Source organism: Synechococcus sp. CCY9202, assembly GCF_034931685.1.
Classification (GTDB): domain Bacteria; phylum Cyanobacteriota; class Cyanobacteriia; order PCC-6307; family Cyanobiaceae; genus CBW1002.
In genome coordinates this window covers 1-19,536 of the sequence record NZ_JAYGID010000139.1, presented here as the reverse complement: position 1 = coordinate 19,536, position 19,536 = coordinate 1, and the positions used below count along the sequence as shown (strand labels likewise).

Below are 19,536 nucleotides of genomic sequence, written 5' to 3'. Positions count from 1 at the left end.
GCCACCAGGGCCCGCGGGGCTGGGCGGTATGGCGGCCGTCGCAGAGGGGATAGCGGTGCGAACGGCCGCAGCGGCACAGCAGCATCGTGGCCGCCTCGCTCAGGCGCAGCTCGTAGGACACCCGGCCTGTTCCCAGATGGGCACCATCGCAGAACCAGCCCTGACGGCTGCGACCACAGCGGCACAGCTGATGCACCCCGGCGGGCAGTTCCAGCGGTTCAGGACCTGGGGTGGCGGCAGTGGGCTCAGGCATCGGTTCCGCTCTCCCATTGAGGCCTGAGCCCAGTGTGGGGCAGCTGCATCCTTGGTCAGCAGGGGCGATCCTGCTGGTGTGGCTGGATACGGGGCACCAGCTCAATCCGCCACGCTCGCCGTGCCCAACCCCTGCATCTCCGGCGCGGACCGGACCTCTCGATGACCCAGACCTTCTCGGCCAGAACCCTGGCCCTGTTCGGCGGTGCCGCAGCCCTGGCGCTGCTGCTCGATCAACCCGCTCAGGCCCATGGCATCGCCCACGGCGGCATCGCTGCGGGCTTCCTGCACCCCATCAGCGGCGCCGATCACCTGCTGCTGCTGATCGGTGTGGGAGCCGCCGCCTCCTGCATCTCCGCCCAGCTGTTGCTCTGGGCCCTGGCTGGTGCGGTGGGCGGCGCCGTATTCGGGGCGATGGGCGGCACGTTGCCGGGCCAGGAGTTCCTGGCAGCCCTGGCGATCAGCGCCGTGGCAGTGCTGGTGCTGCGATGCCTCCGCTCGCAGCAGAGCCCCCAGTTGGGTGCCTGCGCCGCCCTGGTGGCCTCAGCGGTGGCTGTTCACGCCATGCTCCACGGCCTGGAGGCCCCGGTCGACGCGTCTGCCGCTCTCTGGTGGCTGGGGGCCTTTGCAGGTTCGGTGCTGGTGAGCGGCGGCAGCGTCCTGCTGTTGCGGCGCCTGCCCCTGGCCTGGACCCGAGGGGTGGCCCTGCTGCTCGCGCTCTGCGGTGGGGTGGCAGCCCTGGGGCCAATCGGGATGCTGATGCGCTGATCCGGAAGCGGGGAGGCTTCGCCCGATGGGGGGAAGAGAATCACCACCATCCCCCCGATCCCCCTCGCCGCTGGTCGCGCCCACAACGCCACTGCAGATCCGGCCCTGCGAGCCGGCCCAATGGCCGGCAATGTCGGTGCTGCTGGAGCCGGTCTTCCGCTCTGGAGACACCTTCCCCTATGACCCGGCGATCGACCTGAGGCCACATTCCGTGGTGGCCGGGCACCGCCGCAGGCAGGGCATCGGCAGCCGCCTCTGCCAGCCCTCGCATCAGGCGGCCCGGCGGCTGGGCCTCCGGGCGATGCGGTTCAGCCTGGTGGTGAGCACCCTGCCGGGGGCATTCCGCCACCAGCGACTCGGGTACGTGGGTGCCCCGATGATGGTTCAGCAGCTGGTGGAGGAGCCGCGGCCGTGAGGGTGGTGCCGCTGCGGCTGCAGCCCGGAGACGACTTGCGCGCTGCCTTGGAAGCCTGGATGGGTGAGCAGGAGACGAAGGCGGGCTGTGTGATCAGCGCCATCGGCAGCCTGACGGTGGCGCAGCTGCGCTTCGCGGGAGCGGCCGAAGCCACGACGATCCGCTGCGGTCTGGAGATCCTCAGCCTGGCCGGCACGCTCTCAAGCGATGGCGCCCACCTGCACATCACGCTCGCTGATTGCAGCGGAGCGGTGATCGGCGGTCACCTCTGCGTTGGCTCGCTGGTGCGCACCACCGCGGAGGTGGTGCTGGGGCTCCTGCCGGAGTGGGACTTTCGGCGGGAACTGGATCCGGCCACCGGCCACGCTGAGCTGCAGGTCATTCTTCGGAGTTCGGACTGAGGGGCGGCAGCCGCCGCTCCACCTGCAGGAAGACGAGCCAGGCCACGCCGGCGCTGATGCCGCCGGTCCAGTCGTTGCGCAGCAGTTCCACAATCGACACCGTGCTGGCACCAATGCGCAGGCCACGCAGCAGAAAGCGGCCCAGCTTCTCCATGTTCACCGCCATGGGCTGGAGCCAACGCAGAGGTGATTCAGTTTGGGGGAAGGGGAGGGGTCATGGACAATCCTGCCTCTCGCTGCACCCTGAGTCGGAACGAATCAAGGTGCAGAACGCTTCACTGTCTGCCTACACCTGCGGCAATGTCCCAGCAGCATTTGGCTTCGGGCAGGGCGCCAGGGGCGGAGCGAGTCCGTGAAGGTTCACAGACCCACACACCAACAACACCAACCCGTGGCCGATCCGCTTCCGTCCTGGTCGCTCACAATGCCGTCCGCCTCTGGCATCCCTTCTGAGGGTGCAGAGCCAAGGCCGAGGCCCGTGGCCAAGGCCACCGGGCCCACGGAGCGGATCAAACCCGAGCTTGAGGCCTACCACAAACAGCAGCACTGAGATCCCGATGCTGGAGAGCAACTTGAGCTCCCTGCCTCCGGAGGCCCAGCCGAGCACCGCGGGCCCTGCGACGATGCCGGTGGCGATGTAACTGATGATCAGTGGCTGGCGCAGCTTCAAGGCCAGCACACCGATCACACCGGCAAGCACCAGGATCGCGGCCAGCTCGTGAAACACGGTGCTGAAGGTCCTGCGGGGAATCAGCTCTGGGGCCCATTGGTTGTGGGGCTCAGTGACGTCACCATCCAACCCCTCTGATGTGTTGAGCGGGCTCAGGCGCTGGGAAATGCGCTAGGGCTTGATCCCAAGCACTGAGCCGCCCCATGCAGCCCTTGCCCGCACCAGCCCACGCCCGGCCAGCGGCCGATGTGGTGGCGGCCTTGCAGAGCGATGGCAGCTCCGGCCTGAGCGAGGCGGAAGCCAAGCGGCGGCTGCATGCCCATGGCACCAATACGCTCACGATCCGCGGCGGCAAGCCCGGCTGGCTGAAGTTTCTGCTCCAGTTCAACAATCCCCTGCTGATCACCCTGCTGGTGGTAGGGGCGGTGAAGGCGCTGCTGGGTCACCCCCGCGATGCCCTGGTGATCTGGAGCGTCACGGTGATCAATGCCGTGATCGGCTTCGTGCAGGAGAGCAGGGCCGAGAACGCCATCGCCGCCCTGGCGCGATCGGTGCGCACCGAGGTGGAGGTGGTGCGCGGTGGCACGCGCCAGCGCCTGGCCTCGGAGCAGCTCGTACCGGGCGATCTGGTGCAGCTGGAGGCTGGGGCGCGGGTGCCGGCCGACCTGCGGTTGCTGGAGGGGCGCCACCTGCAGACCGATGAATCGGCCCTCACCGGGGAATCGCTTCCGGTGCACAAGGGCACCACCGCCGTGGAGGCGTCCGCCCCCCTGGCCGAGCGGATCGGCATGGCCTATGCGGGCAGCTTCGTGACGAAGGGTCAGGGCCTGGGGCTGGTGGTGGCCACCGGGGATGACACCGAGGTGGGGAGCATCTCCAGCTCCCTGCAGGAGCAGGTGGATCTCACCACCCCGCTCACCCGCAAGTTCGGCCGCTTCAGTCGCCGCTTGCTGCAGGTGATTCTGGTGCTGGCCGGGCTCACGTTTCTGGTGGGGCTGGCGCGAGGGCGCGGCGCCGATGAGATGTTCGATGGGGCCGTGGCCCTGGCGGTGGGCGCGATCCCGGAAGAGTTGCCGGCGATCGTGACGATCACCCTGGCCATCGGCGTGAATCGCATGGCCAGGCGGCAGGCCATCATCCGCAAGCTGCCGGCCGTGGAAACCCTGGGCAGCACCACCGTCATCTGCTCCGACAAGACCGGCACCCTCACCCAGAACCGGATGACGGTGCAACACCTCTACGGCGGCGGCCAACTGGTGGCGATCGAGGATCTCTGGCCTGGGAATGGCCTGTCCGGGACATCGAATGCGGCCCTGCAGGAAACCCTGCTGGCCGGCCTGCTCTGCAACGACGCCCGACCCAGCAACCGTGAGGGGCTGGTGGGCGATCCCACTGAAACGGCCCTGCTGGTGGCCGCTGATGCGGCTGGAATCGACCGCCAGGAGGCTCTGGAGCGCCATCCCCGCCGGGATGCCATTCCTTTTGCTTCCGAACATCAGTTCATGGCCACGCTGCACGGCAGCGAGCGGATCCTGCTCAAGGGCTCCGTGGAAGCCATCCTGGATCGCTGCAGCCGGCAGCTGGATGCCCAGGGCCGGCCGCAGCCGCTCGACCGAGCGGCGATCGAAGCCGCGGTGGCGGCGATGGCGTCCCGGGGCGAGCGGGTGCTGGCCTTTTCGATCGCGCAGGCCGAGGTCTTCCAGCAGCAGCTGGAGCACCACCATGTGGCGGCTGATCTCGACTTTCTCGGTCTGCAGGGGATGCTCGATCCACCACGACCAGAGGCGACCCGGGCCGTGGCGGCCTGCCAGGCGGCGGGCATCACGGTGAAGATGATCACCGGCGATCATCTGGAAACCGCCCGGGCCATCGCCCGCCAGATGGGCATCGGCAGACCGTCTGATGGGGGGGCAGGTGCAGAGGCGGTCGATGGCCGCCAGCTGGCGGAACTGAGCCCCGATGCGATCGCGGAGCTGGTGGATCACGTGGATGTGTTTGCCCGGGTGGCGCCGGCCCAGAAGTTGCAGCTGGTGCAGGCCCTCCAGGCCAACGGGGAGGTGGTGGCGATGACCGGCGACGGCGTCAACGACGCGCCCGCCCTCAAGCAGGCCGACATCGGCATCGCCATGGGGCAGGGCGGCACCGAAGTGGCGCGCCAGGCCGCCGACATGCTGCTCACCGACGACAACTTCGCCACCATCGAGGCGGCGGTGGAAGAGGGCCGCACGGTGTACCTCAACCTGCGCAAGACCCTGGCCTTCGTGCTGCCGGTGAACGGCGGCGCCTCGATGACGATCCTGCTGGGAGCGGTGCTGGGTACTCCCCTGCCCGTTACGGCCCTGCAGGTGCTCTGGCTCAACATGATCTGCTCGCTCACCATGTCGATCGCCCTGGCGTTCGAGCCGGTCGCCCCCTGGCTGATGCAGCAGCCGCCCCGGCCGCCGGAGCAGCCCCTGCTCACCGGCGGCCTGATCCGCCGGGTGCTGCTGGTGTCGCTGTTCAACTGGGCGGTGATTTTCGGGCTGTTCTTCTGGAGCGAGCAGCGACTGGGGGATCTGGCCCTGTCCCGCACCATGGCGGTACAAGGACTGGTGCTGGCCCATCTGGTGTATCTGGTGAGCATCAGCCAGTTGCGCACCGCTCTGATTTCCCTGCCGCGGCTGGGCTGGCGTGCTTTCACCCGGGCACCGGCGGTGCTGCTGGGCATCAGTGGCACGGTGGCGGTGCAGTGGATCTTCAGCCAGACGGCGGAGATGAACCGCTTCTTCGGCACCGCACCCCTCAACCTGGAGCAGCTGGGAGTGTGCGCCCTGCCGATGCTGCTGATGCTGCCGGTGGCCTGGCTGGGAGAGCGGCTCAATCCCACCGATGGCAGGTGAGCGCGAACTCCCGCTCGGCCAATGGCGGGGGGTGCATGGACACATCACTGGTGCTGCGCACCGCCCACCTCTGCCGCCGCGTTTCAGCCTGGCCGATAGGGAAACAGGCGCTGGTTGCGGTTGGCGATCGCCACAAGCGAAAGCATCACCGGCACCTCCACCAGCACCCCCACCACCGTGGCCAGGGCGGCGCCGGAATTGAGGCCGAACAGACTGATGGCCACCGCCACCGCCAGTTCAAAGAAGTTGGAGGCGCCGATCATGGCGCCGGGAGCGGCGACCTTCTGGGGCTGGCGCCAGAGACGCATCCACTGGGCACTGATCCAGAAGATCAGGTAGGTCTGAAGGATCAGCGGGATGGCAATCAGGGCGATCGCCAGGGGGTTGGCGAGAATGGCCCGGGCCTGCACCATGAACAGCAGCAGGACGGTGGCGATCAGGCTCACGATCGCCAAGGGCTTGAGCCGCCGCTCCAACCGCTCGATCCGCCCCTGGGAGCGCAGCAGCAGCCGGGTGAGCCATCCCGCCACCAGGGGCACCACCACGAACAGGCCCACGGCCGTCACGAGGGTGTCCCAGGGCACGAGCACCTTGCTCACCCCGAGGAGCAGGGCGGCAATCGGCGCAAAGGCGAACACCATGATCAGGTCATTGATGGCCACCTGAGCCAGGGTGTAGTTGGCATCGCCATCACAGAGCCGGCTCCACACGAACACCATGGCCGTGCAGGGGGCCACCCCCAGCAGAATCATGCCTGCGATGTATTGATCGCCAATCTCGGCTGGAATCCAGGCGCCGAACAGGCCGCGGATGAACAGCCAGGCCAGGGCCGTCATCGTGAGTGGCTTGATCAGCCAGTTCACCACCACGGTGACAATCAGTCCCTTGGGTTGACGTTGCAATCCGCCGAGGGAATTGAAATCCACCGCCAGCATCATCGGATAGATCATCCCCCAGATCAGCAGGCCAATCGGCAGATTGATCCGAGCGAATTCCAGGGATGCCACTGCTTCCGCAGCACTGGGAAACAGGGCGCCCAAGGCAACCCCGGCCACGATCGCCAGGGCAACCCACAGGCTCAAGAAGCGTTCAAAGATTCCCATCAAACCTTGATGTCGCCACAGCAAGAGGCAGCATGTCGTTGAGGGCGGATCAGCGACAGGCCGTGGCCGGAACGGCGCAGTTGGTGGCCCGCCGAGCGAGCCAGGCCTGCAGGCTGTTCAGGACCCCCGGCTGCAAGCGGTCGTAGACCCAAGGGCCTTCCTGCCGCGCCGCGATCAGGGCAGCTTCCTTGAGCACCTTGAGATGAAACGAGAGCCTGGACTGGGCCAGGCCCAGTTCGACGGTGAGGTCGCAGACACAGCGCTCGCCCTGGCCCTGAGGAGATCCCTGGCCTGATCAGCGGAGAGGGGCTGCGCAAGTGGCGGCCCAGCGATCCTGGGACCATCGACCTTCGGGCCGTGGTGGGAAGCATGTGATCTGCAACACAATATCCATCAATTCTAGTTGATCTAAGGTTGGCGCGAACCCTGTGCCCTGAGGCGGGCTGCTGCAGCCATGAACATCGGCATCAACGGCTTCGGCCGCATCGGCCGCCTGGTGTTCCGCGCCCTCTGGGGGCGGCCCGGCATCGAGCTGGTGCACGTCAACGACAGCGGCGGCGATGCCCACACCGCCGCCCACCTGCTCGCCTTCGATTCCGTGCACGGCCGCTGGCAGCAGACGGTGCAGGGCAACACCTCGGGGTTCCTCGTGGGCGGCCGGGAGGTGCGTTACACCCAGGAGAAGGACCCCACCGCCGTTCCCTGGCGCGAAGCAGGCGTGGAGATGGTGCTGGAGTGCAGCGGCAAGATCAAGACACCGGAGACGCTGCAGCCCTATTTCGACCAGGTGGGCCTCAGACGCGTGGTGGTGGCTTGTCCCGTCAAAGGCGAAATCGCTGGTGCCGAAGCGCTCAACATCGTCTTCGGCATCAACCACCACCTCTACGACCCCACACGCCACCGGCTGATCACCGCCGCCTCCTGCACAACCAACTGCCTGGCGCCGGTGGTGAAGGTGGTGCACGAGCGCTTCGGCATCCGCCACGGCTCGATCACCACCCTGCACGATGTGACCAACACCCAGGTGGTGATAGACGGTTTCAACAGCGATCTGCGCCGCGCCCGATCCTGTCTCCAGAACCTGATCCCCACCAGCACCGGCTCGGCCCGGGCGATCGGCCTGATCTTTCCCGACCTCCAGGGCCGCCTCAACGGCCACGCCATCCGGGTGCCTTTGCTCAATGCCTCGATCACCGACGCTGTGTTCGAGCTGGAGCGCATCGCCACGGCTGAGGAGGTGAACGGCGCCTTTGAGGCCGCCGCCAACGGTCCCCTGCAGGGCATCCTCGGCTACGAGAGCCGGCCGCTGGTGTCCAGCGATTTCCTCAATGACAGCCGCAGTTCGATCGTGGATGCTCTCTCCACCCTGGTGGTGAACGGCACCCAGCTGAAGGTATACGCCTGGTACGACAACGAGTGGGGTTACAGCTGCCGCATGGCCGATCTTGCCTGCCACGTGATTGCCCGGGAGGCAGGCTGATGCGCAACCTCACCGCCCTGCAGCAGTACGGCATCGTGACGGCCAACTACTGGGCCTTCACCCTCACCGACGGTGCCCTCCGCATGCTTGTGGTGTTCCACTTCCACCAGCTGGGTTACACCACCCTGGAGATCGCCTTTCTGTTTCTGTTCTACGAATTCTTCGGCATCGTCACCAACCTCTACGGCGGCTGGCTGGGGGCCCGCTTCGGGCTGCGGCTCACCCTCTGGGCGGGCACGTTGCTGCAGGTGGGTGCCCTGCTGATGCTGATCCCGGTGGCCGACAGCTGGCCCCGCTGGTGGAGCGTGGCCTACGTGATGGTGGCCCAGGCGATCAGTGGCATCGCCAAGGACCTCAACAAGATGAGCGCCAAGAGCGCCATCAAGACGGTGGTGCCCGAGACCCCCGACGACCACAGCCGCGGCGAGACCCAGTTGTTCCAGTGGGTGGCGATCCTCACCGGCTCCAAGAACGCCCTCAAGGGGGTGGGCTTCTTCCTGGGCGGGGTGTTGCTCACCAGCATCGGTTTCAACGCCGCCGTGGGCGCCATGGCTGCCGCTCTGTTCCTGGCCTTTCTGATGACGCTGGTGCTGCCCGGAGACATCGGCCGCATGAAGGAGAAACCCGCCTTCACCGAGCTGTTCTCGAAATCCACAGGCATCAACATGCTCTCGCTGGCGCGCTTCTTCCTGTTCGGTGCCCGGGATGTGTGGTTCGTGGTGGCCCTGCCGGTGTTCCTGCAGGCCGCCCTGGGCTGGCAATACTGGGAGGTGGGCGGCTTCATGGGCCTGTGGGTGATCGGCTACGGGATCGTGCAGGGATTGGTGCCGGCCCTGCGCCGCAGCTGGGGAAAGAGCGCGCCACCCGGTGTGTCTGCGGTGCAGTTCTGGAGTGCGGTGCTCACCGCCATCCCGGGCCTGATCGCCATCAGCCTCTGGCGGCAAGTGGGCAATCCCGGCATCGCCGTGGTGGTGGGACTGGCGGCATTCGGGGTGGTATTCGCCATGAATTCCTCGATCCACAGCTACATGATTCTGGCCTACACCGAAGCCGAAGATGTGAGCCTGAATGTGGGCTTCTATTACATGGCCAATGCCGCCGGCCGCCTCGTGGGCACCCTGCTCTCGGGCGCTCTTTTCCTGGTCGGCGGGCTGCAGGCCTGCCTGTGGGCTTCGTGCCTGCTGGTGGCGCTGGCCTTCCTCTCCGGCACGCGTCTGCCCGCACCACCACGTCAGCTGCAGCCGGCATGAACCCGGACCAGGAGCTGTTTGCATCCGCTGTGAGGCATCTTTCGCCGGTTTTCCTGTCCACTGCTGGAAGCCCTTACCCAGGGCTTCCGCATGCGCTTCTCCATCCCTGATGCGGCCGCGACGATCGCCGATCGAATTGTGCAGAAGCGCCACCATGACTGGATCGAGGCGATTTTCGCGTCGCACCGATACGTGTGCTCAGCCATTCGGCCCAGCCCAGTCGGGCTGCTGGGCCCCTCACCTGCTGCGTGATGGCCAGCATCTGAGGATCGCCTGGCCTGGCACATCCGTGGCATCACTGCCCTGGCGATCGGCTTGGTGGTGGTGGGTGCCCTGATCCGGCTGGGTGGGGTGCTCTGAACTCGCTCGATCCCCACAACAAAGCCCGCAGCCGTGATCGTTTTCAGATCAGCTGTTTTTCAGTCTCTCGCCTGCGGGGGATCTCCTTCTTTCCGGCTCCCTCCTTGGCCTGCCCAGTCGTTCTGGCGGGTGCGTGCGGATACGGGGGACCGGCCCTGCGGACACCTGCCTTGGCCCTGTCAGGAGAGCCAGGCCCCGCCCAGCGGCCAGTCGTGCCGCCTCCTGCACGGCCGTGATGCAGCGCTGGGCCCGGCGTTTGGCATCGTCCTGGCCCTGGGCGCGCAGCAGGTAACCCTCCAGCGCCTTCGGGGTTTCGATCAGTGCCAGCAGGCCAGCGGGGCGTGCAGAGAGGGAGCCATCCACAAGCAGGCGGCTCACCAGGCCGTGGGTGATCCCACAGCTGCTCCCCTGCGGAGCCGGCTGCCAACAGATCCTGGCGAAGCACTCCCAGCAGCGATTGCTTGAGGGCATCGAGCTGGCCCGGCCGCAGCCGGCGGCTGTTGGGCAGGCCCACGGTGGTGCGGGGACAGCCCCCGCGGTTTCACAGGGACATTGAACGCGGCGCCACGGCCGCCAACGGAGATCGAGCTCAACCCGCCCCTGGTGAAAGCGAAAGCCCATGGCGATCCGCGGCTGTTCTCGCGGGTGGTGCCGGAGCAGGTTTCAGGTTGCCCTGCTGATGCAGCAGTCCGCAAATCCATGCACCCAGCGCGTACAACCGTTGGCTCTGCAGACTCCAGAGAAGGAGGGGTTCGCCTCAGAAGCAGCGTTGCGCTGTCTGGGTGGCAAAAGGTACGGGAACAGGTACTCCAGCAACCCCCCACAGCCGCAGAGAAGGCGTACTTTGAACTTGAGAGGAGGCCCGGTAGCCAACCCGACCCTCACCCTCCAACAGAGTCCGGCCAGGGATCATCCGAGCCGGTGTGCACAAAGGAGGTGCGCCAACGATGCGACACACAACAGGTGAACGTGATGGCGCGGCGCGAACGCCATCCCGTAACCGCAGAGAGCCATACGCCAGTTCTGATTCCCGCGTGATGAACCCCCGGGCTGCATAACCCGAGCCGGGATCACAGCCGAGAAGGTCAAGCCCCGAGCATCTCTTCTCCCAGACGTGATCTCCTTCCCTTCCCTGCCAGGCCCCAGACAGGACATGCGTGAACCACAGACACCCGATCGGCCGTTCCTGGTGTGAGGACGTGACCGCCGCAACCGGTGCTAAGGCGCCCCCCACGGGGCGCCTTCCTGTTGGGCATGGGGTCCTCACGCTTCAGCGGAGCGACAGGGCAAGTCCATGGCTCAGCGTTGCAGCTTGGAGCCCCCACAGTCCTGCCAGCTGCCGAGCAGACGAGCCAGTTCATCCTTCATGGCACTGAGCTCGGAGATCCGCTGGTCAATCGAGGCCATCCTGGTCGCAATGCTGTCTTTCAGGACAGAGCAGTTGCAGACACCAGCTCGCCGGACCTCCAGGATCTTCGCCAGCTCGGGAATCGATACATCCATCGCTCGCAGCGCCCGAATGATCGTCAGCTCAGCGAGATTCTCCTGATCAAACAACCTGTATCCCGCTGCGGATCGAGCCTTGGGCTGGAGCAGTCCCTCGTCGCAGTAGTAGCGGATCGTCTTGACGGAGAGGCCTGTTCGCCTGGCCACCTCGCCGATGCGCAGGCCCGGCATGGGCACCGATGACAGCGATCCCCGCAAGGGCACAACCTGAACCCTCCAGTCCATGGAAGCTTCTCCAGCCTAGGCACCGTCAAGCGACAGCAGCCCTGTCAACAACTGTCCATTGATCACGGATTACTGGAGACTTTCGCTAGGCTGTCGGTCCAGCAGGCGCTCTGCGCTCATCACCCGTCCCATGTCGCACCGTTTCAGTCCGTGGGGCGTGCAGGCGGCAGCCACGATCGGAGCCAACCTCCTGTTCTCCGCCGCGGCTCTGGCCGCTCCAGCCGCAGGTTCGGGCGGCGTCCCGGCGATGTATGCCACTCAGGCAGAAGCGGAGAAAGCCGCCAAGCTGCACTTCAACTGCACGGGCGCCCACAGGATGGGCAACCAGTGGATGCCCTGTACCGAGCACGGTGATGGCCAGGGCTCCGGGCCCTCCCACTGAGGATGAGCACTTCCATGGCCCAATGTGGGGACAAGCCCAAGCGGATCGCCTTCGGGGTAGCGCCCCTGGGCATCATCTCGATCGGCATCGTGCCGATGGGGGTGGTGAGCATCGGCGTGGTGCCGATGGGCGTCATCAGCATTGGCGTGGTGGGGATGGGTGTGCTGAACGCCTGTGTGGTGGGAATGGGCGTGCTGGTGGCGGGAGTGAATGTGATGGGGGTCTGGTGGGCAGGCATGGAAGGCATGGGCCCGCAGCGCCTGGGGGCTCCTCCCAGTGCCCTGCATCAGCACCACCACAGCTCCGATAGCCAGTTGCCGGCCAACCTGTTGGCTTACCCCACCCGAGAGGAGGCCCTGGAGCAAGCCCGGAAACTCGGCTGCAGCGGCGTCCATGCCATGGGCTCCCTCTGGATGCCCTGCTCCCAGCACCCGCAGTAGGGGAAGTCCTCGGTGACCGTCAGCCGATTGAGGATGGAAGGCAACGGCCTGAGATCGATGACGCGAACCACCTGGCCATGGGCCTGGCTGGCCGGGGTCGCCCTGGCCCTGGTGCCGATGTCTGTCTGGGCCCATGCCGATGCACACCCCGGTGGTGGTTTCGTGGCCGGATTGCTTCACCCCATCTCGGGCCTCGATCACGTGGTGGCGATGGTGGCCGTGGGCCTCTGGGGTGCGGTGCTCGGCCCACCGGCCCTGTGGGTGCTGCCGGTGGCCTTCCCCATGGTGATGGCCCTCGGGGGGCTGCTCGGTCTACTGGGCATTCCGATTCCGGGGGTGGAGATCGGCATCGCCGTCTCGGGTCTGGTGATGGGGCTGATGGTGCTGTTCGAGCTCCGACCGCCCCTGTGGCTGGCGGCGCTGATCGTTTCCGCCTTCGCGGTGTTTCACGGCCATGCCCATGGCGCGGAACTGCCGGCCGGCAGCAACGCCCTGCTCTACAGCCTGGCCTTTGTCCTGGCGACAGGGCTGCTGCATCTGCTCGGGATCCTGCTGGGAGAAACGCGCCGCTGGCCCGGTGGTCGGCGCTTTGTGCAAGGGGCCGGTGGGGTGGTGGCGCTGGTGGGGCTGTGGTTCCTGGAGCAGGCCCTCACGTGATCGCGCTCCTCGCCCATCTCACCCCCTCCGGCTTCGGGCCCTGGGGTGATGGCATGGCGCGGCTGTTTCTGGAGCCCACCGAGCTGCTGCTGGTGATCGCCCTGGTGCTGCTGGGCGTGCAGGCCCGCCAGCCCTGCAGCGATCGCCTGCCCTTGCTGCTGCCGCTGGCCTGGCTGCTGGGGGGCCTGATCGGCCTGCGCCTGCCATCGCCCCTGCTGCTGGCCGTCGTCTGCACAGGCCTGTTGGCGGCCCTGGGCTTGCTGGTGGCCCTCGGTCTGCGGCTGCGGCAGGCGCAGCTGCTGCCCCTCGCTGCTGGCCTGGCGGGGCTGTTCGCCCTGGTGGCGGGATCGGCCCTGGCCGGTCATTCAGGAGCGCTGCCGGCCCTGCTGGGGGAGACCGTGGCGATCGCGGTGTTGAGCCTGCTGCTTGCGCAGGCTCTGGCACCGCCGCATCCGCGCTGGCTGGCGATCGGCCTGCGGGTGGGCGGCAGCTGGATCACCGCCGCCTCGTTGCTGATGTTCGGTTGGCTGGTCCGCCACCCACAGTGATGCCTCTGCAGCCAGCCGGACCCACAATGGAGACCACGGTTCCAGTGGGTCACTCCCTGGAGGCAACGAGGAAAGTCCGGTGGGGCGCAGGGTTCTCCTGAGCCGAGTCCGGCGCTGTCCCGCAGCTGTGATGGGGGCCATGGCCCTCTCAGCCAGAACGCTCGCCGTGTTGAGCCCCTTCTTCGCCGGCGCGGACCGGATTCCATCATGACCCTTTCTGCTTCTGCCCGATCTCTGGCCCTGTTTGGCGCGGCCTCAGCACTGGCATTGCTGCTGGATCAGCCCGCCCAGGCCCATGGCATCGCCCACGGCGGCATCGCCGCCGGCTTCCTGCACCCGATCAGCGGTGTCGATCACCTGCTGCTGCTGGTGGGCATCGGGGCCGCCGCCTCCTGCATTTCTGCGCAGCTGCTGCTCTGGGCTCTGGCTGGGGCGATCGGCGGTGGTGTGTTTGGAGCGATGGGCGGCACCTTGCCGGCCCAGGAGTTCCTCGCGGCCCTTGCGATCACAGCGGTGGCCGTGCTGGTGCTGCGCTGCCTGCGCTCCAAGCAGAGTCCGCAGTTGGGTGCCTGCGCCGCTGTAGTGGCCGCCGCCGTGGCGGTGCACGCCATGCTCCATGGCCTGGAGGCACCGGCCGATGGCTCCGCCGCTCTCTGGTGGCTTGGGGCTTTCACGGGTTCGGTGCTGGTGAGCGGCGGCAGCTTCCTGCTGCTGCGGCGCCTGCCTGTGGCCTGGACCCGTGGTGTGGCGCTACTGCTCGCTCTATGCGGCGGCGTGGTGGCTCTCGGGCCTGCCGGGCTGTTGATCCGCTGAGCCGGACTCGGGAACCCTGGCTGCACCCACCTCGCCACTGCAGATCCGTCCTCACGAGTCAGCCATCAGCGAGGCCGAGGCCCAGCTGGCCTGGGTGGAGCAGAGTCAGGCGGTGATGGTGGCTGTGGATGCGGCCGGGGCCGCGGTGGGCACGTACTACCTGAGGCCCAACTCCCTGGCTCTCGGTGCCCACGTCGCCAACGCTGGCTATGTGGTGGCTGAGCACTGCCGGCGCCAGGGTGTGGGCAGCCGGCTTTGTCAGCACTCCCTGCAGGCGGCGCGGCGGCTGGGCTTTCGGGCGATGCAGTTCAACCTGGTGAGCACCAACACCGCCGGCCTCCGCTGCTGGCAGCGCAACGGCTTTCAGGTGGTGGGCACCCTGCCGGGGGCGTTCCGCCATAGGCAGTTGGGCGATGTAGATGCCCTATGCCCTGGTCATGTTCCAGTGCTTGTTGGAGGGGCCCAGTGGATGAAGGCAGTATCAGGGTGCTCTTCACAGGAAGCTGGATCCTTTTCCCTGCGGTGATTCCTGCATGGTCCAAAGCTTGATCTCGGCTCAATGAGAGGTTCGACGCCTGCAGGGCAGACCATTCTGCAGTGACAGGCCGTTGCGCCAGGACAACCAACAATTCTCCCTCGCCACCCCTGGGATTGGAATTCATAGGATTAAAACCACTCGATTCCTTGGCGATGGGCTCCTCTTTCTCCCCGGATCCTCTGACCAAACACTCGACCAGGGTTCTGGCCAATGTTTCCTGCATGGCCGCCATCGCTCTGGCAGCTACCCTCGGGCAACCGGCCTGGGCCCGTGCGGGCAACACCCCGGACCCGGCACGGGTCGTGGCCCAGGCTCCCGCACCCGCCATCACGATGCAGCAGGCCATCACCAAAGCCACTGCGGCCGTCCCCGGGGGAAGGGTGATCGAGATCGATCTCGACCGGGAGAAGGGCCGAGTGATCTGGGAGGCCCTGGTGGAGAGCTCCAAGGGCCGATTCGAAATCTATGTGGACGCCACCACCGGAGAGATCCTCAAGAAGGAACCCGATAACTGATGGTACGGCTGACCGGTGTTGCACGTCTGGCCGCTCCCTTACGCCCGATGGAGTCAGGGGCTCGAGATCGTGAGTGGTGAGTTGCTAAGCAGGGATCCGATTCCGCTGTTCAAGCCCCGCAGCAAGTAGGGCCTCGAGGAGGCCTTCAGAATCTGGGGGCAAATTCAAGGGGTGATCGCAGGTCTGTCTATTGAGTACAGCCAAGATCCGCATCACCGCCATCTCGACGCTGGGCATCGTCCTGTTGCTGATTCAGAGACAGTTATTCCTGGCCGTCAGCGTTGGTATGGCTCTGGTGGGCAGCGGCGGCCTGATCCTGCGCCATGACCGTTGAAGTTGCCCTGGCGATGTTGCAGCGGGACGGCCGCTGGTTGATGCAGCTGCGCGACTAGATTACCAGCATCGTCGCTCCAGGTTGCTGGAGGAAATCAGCTGGCAGCCCCAGCTCCTGAAGTTCGCCATGGTGCAGCACCTTCATCGGCGCACGCCCCCTTGATTTTAGCGCTGAGCTGTCAGTGCCCTTGGAGCAGATGCAACTTCTGGAGGGTCAGGACATGGCGGTGGTTTCAATAGAGGATTTGCTGTCGTGATCGATCTGGACCGCCCGTCTTGGCAATCCTCGCGGGCTGGCCGATGGGCTGCTGGAGGTGATGCAGCACGTGCTCGAAGCCCAGGCCTGAGCACAACAAAGCCCGGAGCGTTGGCCCCGGGCGTTTGTCTCCTCATCCGTGGTGCCGACCCGAGGGGGTGGGGCACAGTTGCACGTGGATTGTGCTTGGCAACAGCCGTGATCGTATTCAGATCAGGGTGGCTTTGGTTGTTTAGCGGAGCTGCTGGCGCTGGCACCTGGGGCCAGGTGTCTATCGGGACGTTCCGTTGGGTCCGGGGCACCTGAGGCGGTGCAATGGACGGCGCCAGGGCTGTTTCAGCAAAACAGCCGCGACTCGCCAGGAACGTCAGTGATCCGTTGAGAGTGTTGGAGCAGGGGCCGGATCGTCAGCGCACTCCTGGCTGCTGCTCAGGTGGGGTGTCTTCCATGCTCTGGAGCCTCCCGGTTGTCGATGCAGTCACGATCGGACGACTGGCGGTTCAGGGCAAGGGCTGGAGCGCGAACGAAACCGCTCTTCACCAAGGGCAATGGGGCTTCATGAAGGGGACTTCACGGTGCTGGCATCACCAGCAACAGCAGCCGGTTGCTCTCCGGATCCAGCAGCCAGGCTTCTGCGCCAAAGGGTTCCTCGCGTGGCGGTTCCTGCAGCGAGGCGCCCAGGCCCAGCGCTGCGGTGATCCAGGTGTTGAGCACGGCAACAGCGCCTGTGCCATCCGACTGGCGTTGCAGGCACAGCGCCAGCCGTCCCATCTGCTGCGGCTGGGCACGGCTGCGCGATGGCGCGTAGATCTCCAGCCACCCACCGGCCGGCCAGGGCACCCGCCAGTGGGTGGCACTCAGCCCCGGCAGCGGCTCCACCTCCAGCAGTGCGCCGTAGAAGCGGGCCAGGCCGGCCGGATCATCGGCAGCCAGCACGATCGAGGCGCTCATCCCCATGGCCGCCACCAGGCCCTGCGGGGCTGGGCGGCATGGCGACCGTCGCAGAGGGGATAGCGGTGCGAACGGCCGCAGCGGCACAGCAGCATTGTGGCCGCCTCGCTCAGGCGCAGCTCGTAGGACACCCGGCCAGAGCCCAGATGGGCGCCATCGCAGAACCAGCCCTGACGGCTGCGACCACAGCTGCACAGCTGATGCACCCCGGCGGGCAGTTGCAGCGGTTCAGGACCTGGGGTGGCGGCAGTGGGCTCAGGCATCGGTTCAGCCCTCCGTTGAGGCCTAAGACCAGTCTGGGGCAGCCTCATCCGTTGCTTTCCAATCCATCCAGAAGGGACACGCCGACCACGACAGCTACCGCCGACGGAGGCGACGTGCCGTAGTTCTCGCATGGCGGCAGCGGGGGGAGCGAGGATCACCGTTCTGATGATCGGCATCCCTGGCCCTGGTGGCATCCCCCCTGCAGATCCGCCCCTATGGGGCGGCCGACTGGCCGGCGGTGTGGGCGCTGCTGGAGCCGGTGTTCCGCGCCGGTGAAACCTTCCCCCACGACCCGGCGATCTCGGAGGCCGAGGCCAGGGTGGCGTGGGTGGAGCAGAACCAGGCGGTGATGGTGGCTGTGGATGCGGCCGGAGTTCCAGTGGGCACGTATTACCTGAGGCCCAACTCCCTGTTACTCGGCGCCCATGTCGCCAATGCCGGCTATGTGGTGGCGGAGCACTGTCGCCGCCAGGGAATCGGCAGCCGCCTCTGCCAGCACTCCCTGCAGGCAGCGCGGCGGCTGGGATTCCGGGCGATGCAGTTCAACCTGGTGGTGAGCACCAATACCGCCGGCATCCGCTGCTGGCAACGCAATGGCTTTCAGGTTGTCGGCACCCTGCCTGGGGCGTTCCGCCATCAGCGGTTGGGATACGTCGATGCACTGGTGATGATCTGGCAGTTGCTGTGATTCGGACCTATGTCATGTCGTCGACTCGATAATCGCCAAGAATTATCTCCGGGTTGCGGATGGCGATTTGCATATGGGTTCTGTCGCGAAAGCCTGCGCCGGGATCAACGAGGTCGCCTTCTTTAAACACTCCATAGAGGGAGCACCTGAGTCCGCTCCGCCTCTTTCCGGTGTGGATCAGGCACGGGTCGGGGCGCTGATCGGGAACGGTCGCGAGAAGATCGGGACTGCCGCTCCGAGTTCCGGGAGCCGGGCGCGTCTGATGCGTTAACTCAAAGACTGGATGACTGAGGCGACCATTGATTTCACGCGCTTCGCATGGAATCCAAGTCACGTGAGATCACAGAGCCAAGAGCCTCCAAGCCGTAAATCGATCCTGCTTCGCGACATTATTCAGGAGCTGCGCCACTCTGGCTCTGGAGCGGCGGGTTGACGGCCGAAAGCGCCGAGGCATCGGACAAGCATCGGATCTTTCGGATTTTATTTTTCTACGTCTTTTCACGCCTTGTCTGTTCTTTCGCATCATTGCGATGCCACTTTTTCAATGATCAGGAGATTGCCGGCGGCATGCCAGCTTTCTGGGGTTTTGACGTTATGGTCCTTTGAAGGCGTGAGAAAGCAGGGCAAGCGCGACGACTAAAAAGATGAAAGCGCTCAATAGCATAGGTAAAGCTTCCAAGGTCAGACGGCTCGGAGATTTGTCGGTGAGGGTGGCACCAGCCAAGTGGCCTTTGCGACCCTCTCTCTCAAAGCGGGCGATAACCATGATGTTTGCACCGGCGCGGAGGATGTGCTCACGGAGGTCGATTCCCCGCCGGAGCCCGACCGGGTTTCGGCAAAGGCCGAGGTCGGCAATCAGCGCAGCGGAGCGGGGATCGGCGCAGGGGCCGAGGGCGTTTTGGGTATCTTCGAACTCGGCCGCTTGGCGGTCGAACTCCGCGATCTCCAAGTGGTATTGCTGCCCAAGGGCGTCTTCGAGGGCGAGGCGGTTGAGGCCGCACTTTTTCGTGTGTTTTAAGACCCGCACGGGCGCTGGCTGGCCGCCGCGACTCTCGTGAACTTGGAGGCAATAAGCGAGGCAGGGTGTTCCCGAAAGTGGGGAAAGGAGTGTTTCTCCCTCGCCATCGACGCTGAAGAGCCGCCCCTCGACCCGCACTATCGAACCGGCGGAGGCGCGGTTGGGCGGGCGGGCCTGGGCAAAGCGCAGTCGCTTCCAGGCCTGCCCGAAAATCAGAAGCGCACCTCCAAAAACGAGGAGTCCGCATCCGGCGGAGAGCCAATCCACAGTGATCAAGAAACTCATCACACCCCCCCGTTCACATTGTGGCGGATGGCGGTGTCCAGTTCGCTGAGAGGGAGTGCGTGGAACACATGGCCGAGGGAAGTGAGTACAAGCAAGACCAGCCAGCGGATCGGCACGCCGACGAAGTCCGGCAGGCTCCGGCTGCCGCTCTCGGGACAGACGACTGCGGGACCTTTGGCGCGGTAGCGCACGGGGGTGGTCCCGGTGCCGGGAAAGTCACGTTCTAAAAAGTAGCTCTCCACTTCGCGCGAGAGACCGTCTGCCGGGGTGAAGGTATAGCGGACCCGTAGAAAATTGGTGTCGCAGCCATGAAACAGAACGAAGGGGCCCAGGCTGTGCTTGGACCGACCGCGCATCCTGACTGCGGTACGGAGAGGTGAGTTGGACGTCTGAATCGATCAGGCAGCGTCCATTAGGAGCCTGCTGAAAAAGTCCCGAGGTCGCCATGACTTGAGTCTGACCTCTGGGCGCAGCGCCCGTGAACACTGGGCTCGGAGTCAGGCGTTCCCGGGCTGAATGGCCCTTGAAGGGGTTTTTCA

The 19,536-nt window shown here is 65.9% G+C and carries 24 protein-coding genes, 1 pseudogene and 1 riboswitch; of the genes and pseudogenes, 15 read left to right on the top strand and 10 right to left on the bottom strand.

Going from position 1 to position 19,536, the window contains the following annotated elements; translation table 11 throughout:
- The coding region (locus VB777_RS17095; RefSeq protein WP_323250466.1) for a CDGSH iron-sulfur domain-containing protein at positions 1–253 on the bottom strand (253 nt) is incomplete at its 3' end.
- Positions 254–414: 161 nt separating this feature from the next.
- Here VB777_RS17095 and VB777_RS17090 point away from each other — a divergent pair.
- From VB777_RS17090 to VB777_RS17080, 3 genes are all read left to right on the top strand, one after another.
- A complete protein-coding gene (locus VB777_RS17090; RefSeq protein WP_323250465.1) occupies positions 415–1,020 on the top strand; it encodes a HupE/UreJ family protein in 606 nt (201 codons plus the stop codon).
- Positions 1,021–1,150: 130 nt separating this feature from the next.
- The gene (locus tag VB777_RS17085) at positions 1,151–1,435 is read left to right on the top strand and encodes a hypothetical protein (protein ID WP_323250463.1); all 285 of its coding nucleotides are present in this window, start codon (positions 1,151–1,153) and stop codon (positions 1,433–1,435) included.
- A complete protein-coding gene (locus tag VB777_RS17080; protein ID WP_323250462.1) occupies positions 1,432–1,836 on the top strand; it encodes a PPC domain-containing DNA-binding protein in 405 nt (134 codons plus the stop codon). Before VB777_RS17085 ends, VB777_RS17080 begins: the two co-directional genes overlap by 4 nt.
- Here VB777_RS17080 and VB777_RS17075 read toward each other — a convergent pair.
- The gene (locus VB777_RS17075) at positions 1,814–2,002 is read right to left on the bottom strand and encodes a hypothetical protein (RefSeq protein ID WP_197154160.1); all 189 of its coding nucleotides are present in this window, start codon (positions 2,000–2,002) and stop codon (positions 1,814–1,816) included. The genes VB777_RS17080 and VB777_RS17075 overlap by 23 nt on opposite strands.
- Positions 2,003–2,122: 120 nt before the next feature.
- Complete coding sequence (locus VB777_RS17535; protein ID WP_416238388.1) at positions 2,123–2,536, bottom strand: cation:proton antiporter; 414 nt, start codon at positions 2,534–2,536, stop codon at positions 2,123–2,125.
- A 173-nt stretch (positions 2,537–2,709) separates the two neighbouring features.
- On the opposite strand from VB777_RS17535, the gene VB777_RS17070 reads away from it, so the two are divergent.
- The gene (locus VB777_RS17070) at positions 2,710–5,385 is read left to right on the top strand and encodes an HAD-IC family P-type ATPase (protein WP_323250459.1); all 2,676 of its coding nucleotides are present in this window, start codon (positions 2,710–2,712) and stop codon (positions 5,383–5,385) included.
- A gap of 83 nt (positions 5,386–5,468) precedes the next feature.
- Here the strand turns inward: VB777_RS17070 and arsB are convergent, their stop codons facing one another.
- Together arsB and VB777_RS17060 are read right to left on the bottom strand one after the other, a co-directional pair.
- Complete coding sequence (gene arsB / locus VB777_RS17065) at positions 5,469–6,488, bottom strand: ACR3 family arsenite efflux transporter (RefSeq protein WP_322757347.1); 1,020 nt, start codon at positions 6,486–6,488, stop codon at positions 5,469–5,471.
- Between the two features lie 49 nt (positions 6,489–6,537).
- Positions 6,538–6,747, bottom strand: a pseudogene (locus VB777_RS17060) (ArsR/SmtB family transcription factor); the annotation flags it as partial.
- A 195-nt stretch (positions 6,748–6,942) separates the two neighbouring features.
- On the opposite strand from VB777_RS17060, the gene VB777_RS17055 reads away from it, so the two are divergent.
- Together VB777_RS17055 and arsJ are read left to right on the top strand one after the other, a co-directional pair.
- Positions 6,943–7,968, top strand: a complete 1,026-nt coding sequence (locus tag VB777_RS17055; RefSeq protein ID WP_323250457.1) for an ArsJ-associated glyceraldehyde-3-phosphate dehydrogenase — start codon at positions 6,943–6,945, stop codon at positions 7,966–7,968.
- A complete protein-coding gene (gene arsJ, locus VB777_RS17050) occupies positions 7,968–9,218 on the top strand; it encodes an organoarsenical effux MFS transporter ArsJ (protein ID WP_323250455.1) in 1,251 nt (416 codons plus the stop codon). The genes VB777_RS17055 and arsJ overlap by 1 nt, the downstream gene beginning before the upstream one ends.
- Positions 9,219–10,877: 1,659 nt before the next feature.
- On the opposite strand, the gene VB777_RS17045 is transcribed toward arsJ, so the two are convergent.
- Positions 10,878–11,309 carry a MerR family transcriptional regulator gene (locus VB777_RS17045; RefSeq protein ID WP_323250453.1) on the bottom strand — a complete coding sequence of 144 codons (432 nt, stop codon included), beginning with the start codon at positions 11,307–11,309 and terminating at the stop codon, positions 10,878–10,880.
- 130 nt (positions 11,310–11,439) lie between these two features.
- Here VB777_RS17045 and VB777_RS17040 point away from each other — a divergent pair, with 130 nt between their 5' ends.
- The 8 genes from VB777_RS17040 (at position 11,440) to VB777_RS17005 (ending at position 15,536) form a co-directional block, all read left to right on the top strand.
- Positions 11,440–11,691 (top strand): DUF3721 domain-containing protein, encoded by a 252-nt coding sequence (locus VB777_RS17040; protein ID WP_323250451.1) that lies wholly within the window; start codon positions 11,440–11,442, stop codon positions 11,689–11,691.
- Positions 11,692–11,705: 14 nt separating this feature from the next.
- Positions 11,706–12,131 (top strand): hypothetical protein, encoded by a 426-nt coding sequence (locus tag VB777_RS17035; RefSeq protein ID WP_323250449.1) that lies wholly within the window; start codon positions 11,706–11,708, stop codon positions 12,129–12,131.
- A 57-nt stretch (positions 12,132–12,188) separates the two neighbouring features.
- Positions 12,189–12,788 (top strand): HupE/UreJ family protein, encoded by a 600-nt coding sequence (locus tag VB777_RS17030; RefSeq protein WP_323250448.1) that lies wholly within the window; start codon positions 12,189–12,191, stop codon positions 12,786–12,788.
- Positions 12,785–13,336, top strand: a complete 552-nt coding sequence (locus tag VB777_RS17025) for a phosphoglycerate kinase (RefSeq protein ID WP_322757352.1) — start codon at positions 12,785–12,787, stop codon at positions 13,334–13,336. Before VB777_RS17030 ends, VB777_RS17025 begins: the two co-directional genes overlap by 4 nt.
- A gap of 19 nt (positions 13,337–13,355) precedes the next feature.
- Positions 13,356–13,520: riboswitch (cobalamin riboswitch) on the top strand.
- Positions 13,521–13,543: 23 nt separating this feature from the next.
- Positions 13,544–14,149, top strand: a complete 606-nt coding sequence (locus VB777_RS17020; protein ID WP_323250446.1) for a HupE/UreJ family protein — start codon at positions 13,544–13,546, stop codon at positions 14,147–14,149.
- Positions 14,150–14,165: 16 nt separating this feature from the next.
- Positions 14,166–14,675 (top strand): GNAT family N-acetyltransferase, encoded by a 510-nt coding sequence (locus VB777_RS17015; protein WP_323250468.1) that lies wholly within the window; start codon positions 14,166–14,168, stop codon positions 14,673–14,675.
- A gap of 233 nt (positions 14,676–14,908) precedes the next feature.
- Complete coding sequence (locus VB777_RS17010) at positions 14,909–15,202, top strand: PepSY domain-containing protein (protein ID WP_323250444.1); 294 nt, start codon at positions 14,909–14,911, stop codon at positions 15,200–15,202.
- Positions 15,203–15,392: 190 nt separating this feature from the next.
- Complete coding sequence (locus VB777_RS17005; protein ID WP_323250442.1) at positions 15,393–15,536, top strand: hypothetical protein; 144 nt, start codon at positions 15,393–15,395, stop codon at positions 15,534–15,536.
- Positions 15,537–16,361: 825 nt separating this feature from the next.
- Here the strand turns inward: VB777_RS17005 and VB777_RS17000 are convergent.
- The gene (locus VB777_RS17000) at positions 16,362–16,742 is read right to left on the bottom strand and encodes a VOC family protein (RefSeq protein WP_323250440.1); all 381 of its coding nucleotides are present in this window, start codon (positions 16,740–16,742) and stop codon (positions 16,362–16,364) included.
- Positions 16,739–17,005: a CDGSH iron-sulfur domain-containing protein gene (locus VB777_RS16995; RefSeq protein WP_323250438.1), complete on the bottom strand. Its 267-nt coding sequence runs from the start codon at positions 17,003–17,005 to the stop codon at positions 16,739–16,741. The genes VB777_RS17000 and VB777_RS16995 overlap by 4 nt, the downstream gene beginning before the upstream one ends.
- Positions 17,006–17,193: 188 nt before the next feature.
- Here VB777_RS16995 and VB777_RS16990 point away from each other — a divergent pair, with 188 nt between their 5' ends.
- Positions 17,194–17,694 (top strand): GNAT family N-acetyltransferase, encoded by a 501-nt coding sequence (locus tag VB777_RS16990; RefSeq protein ID WP_323250436.1) that lies wholly within the window; start codon positions 17,194–17,196, stop codon positions 17,692–17,694.
- Positions 17,695–18,286: 592 nt separating this feature from the next.
- On the opposite strand, the gene VB777_RS16985 is transcribed toward VB777_RS16990, so the two are convergent.
- The gene (locus VB777_RS16985; RefSeq protein ID WP_323250434.1) at positions 18,287–18,997 is read right to left on the bottom strand and encodes a hypothetical protein; all 711 of its coding nucleotides are present in this window, start codon (positions 18,995–18,997) and stop codon (positions 18,287–18,289) included.
- Positions 18,997–19,353: a hypothetical protein gene (locus VB777_RS16980; protein WP_323250432.1), complete on the bottom strand. Its 357-nt coding sequence runs from the start codon at positions 19,351–19,353 to the stop codon at positions 18,997–18,999. Before VB777_RS16980 ends, VB777_RS16985 begins: the two co-directional genes overlap by 1 nt.
- Between the last annotated feature and the right edge of the window lie 183 nt (positions 19,354–19,536).

What these genes read in the sequence shown, in the direction of transcription:
- VB777_RS17090 (WP_323250465.1), top strand. Translation starts at nt 415, where the DNA reads ATGACCCAGACCTTCTCGGCCAGAACCCTGGCCCTGTTCGGCGGTGCC.
- VB777_RS17085 (WP_323250463.1), top strand. Translation starts at nt 1,151, where the DNA reads ATGTCGGTGCTGCTGGAGCCGGTCTTCCGCTCTGGAGACACCTTCCCC.
- VB777_RS17075 (WP_197154160.1), bottom strand. Translation starts at nt 2,002, where the DNA reads ATGGCGGTGAACATGGAGAAGCTGGGCCGCTTTCTGCTGCGTGGCCTG.
- VB777_RS17070 (WP_323250459.1), top strand. Translation starts at nt 2,710, where the DNA reads ATGCAGCCCTTGCCCGCACCAGCCCACGCCCGGCCAGCGGCCGATGTG.
- arsB (WP_322757347.1), bottom strand. Translation starts at nt 6,488, where the DNA reads ATGGGAATCTTTGAACGCTTCTTGAGCCTGTGGGTTGCCCTGGCGATC.
- VB777_RS17055 (WP_323250457.1), top strand. Translation starts at nt 6,943, where the DNA reads ATGAACATCGGCATCAACGGCTTCGGCCGCATCGGCCGCCTGGTGTTC.
- arsJ (WP_323250455.1), top strand. Translation starts at nt 7,968, where the DNA reads ATGCGCAACCTCACCGCCCTGCAGCAGTACGGCATCGTGACGGCCAAC.
- VB777_RS17045 (WP_323250453.1), bottom strand. Translation starts at nt 11,309, where the DNA reads ATGGACTGGAGGGTTCAGGTTGTGCCCTTGCGGGGATCGCTGTCATCG.
- VB777_RS17040 (WP_323250451.1), top strand. Translation starts at nt 11,440, where the DNA reads ATGTCGCACCGTTTCAGTCCGTGGGGCGTGCAGGCGGCAGCCACGATC.
- VB777_RS17035 (WP_323250449.1), top strand. Translation starts at nt 11,706, where the DNA reads ATGGCCCAATGTGGGGACAAGCCCAAGCGGATCGCCTTCGGGGTAGCG.
- VB777_RS17030 (WP_323250448.1), top strand. Translation starts at nt 12,189, where the DNA reads ATGACGCGAACCACCTGGCCATGGGCCTGGCTGGCCGGGGTCGCCCTG.
- VB777_RS17020 (WP_323250446.1), top strand. Translation starts at nt 13,544, where the DNA reads ATGACCCTTTCTGCTTCTGCCCGATCTCTGGCCCTGTTTGGCGCGGCC.
- VB777_RS17010 (WP_323250444.1), top strand. Translation starts at nt 14,909, where the DNA reads ATGGCCGCCATCGCTCTGGCAGCTACCCTCGGGCAACCGGCCTGGGCC.
- VB777_RS17000 (WP_323250440.1), bottom strand. Translation starts at nt 16,742, where the DNA reads ATGAGCGCCTCGATCGTGCTGGCTGCCGATGATCCGGCCGGCCTGGCC.
- VB777_RS16995 (WP_323250438.1), bottom strand. Translation starts at nt 17,005, where the DNA reads ATGCCTGAGCCCACTGCCGCCACCCCAGGTCCTGAACCGCTGCAACTG.
- VB777_RS16985 (WP_323250434.1), bottom strand. Translation starts at nt 18,997, where the DNA reads ATGAGTTTCTTGATCACTGTGGATTGGCTCTCCGCCGGATGCGGACTC.
- VB777_RS16980 (WP_323250432.1), bottom strand. Translation starts at nt 19,353, where the DNA reads ATGCGCGGTCGGTCCAAGCACAGCCTGGGCCCCTTCGTTCTGTTTCAT.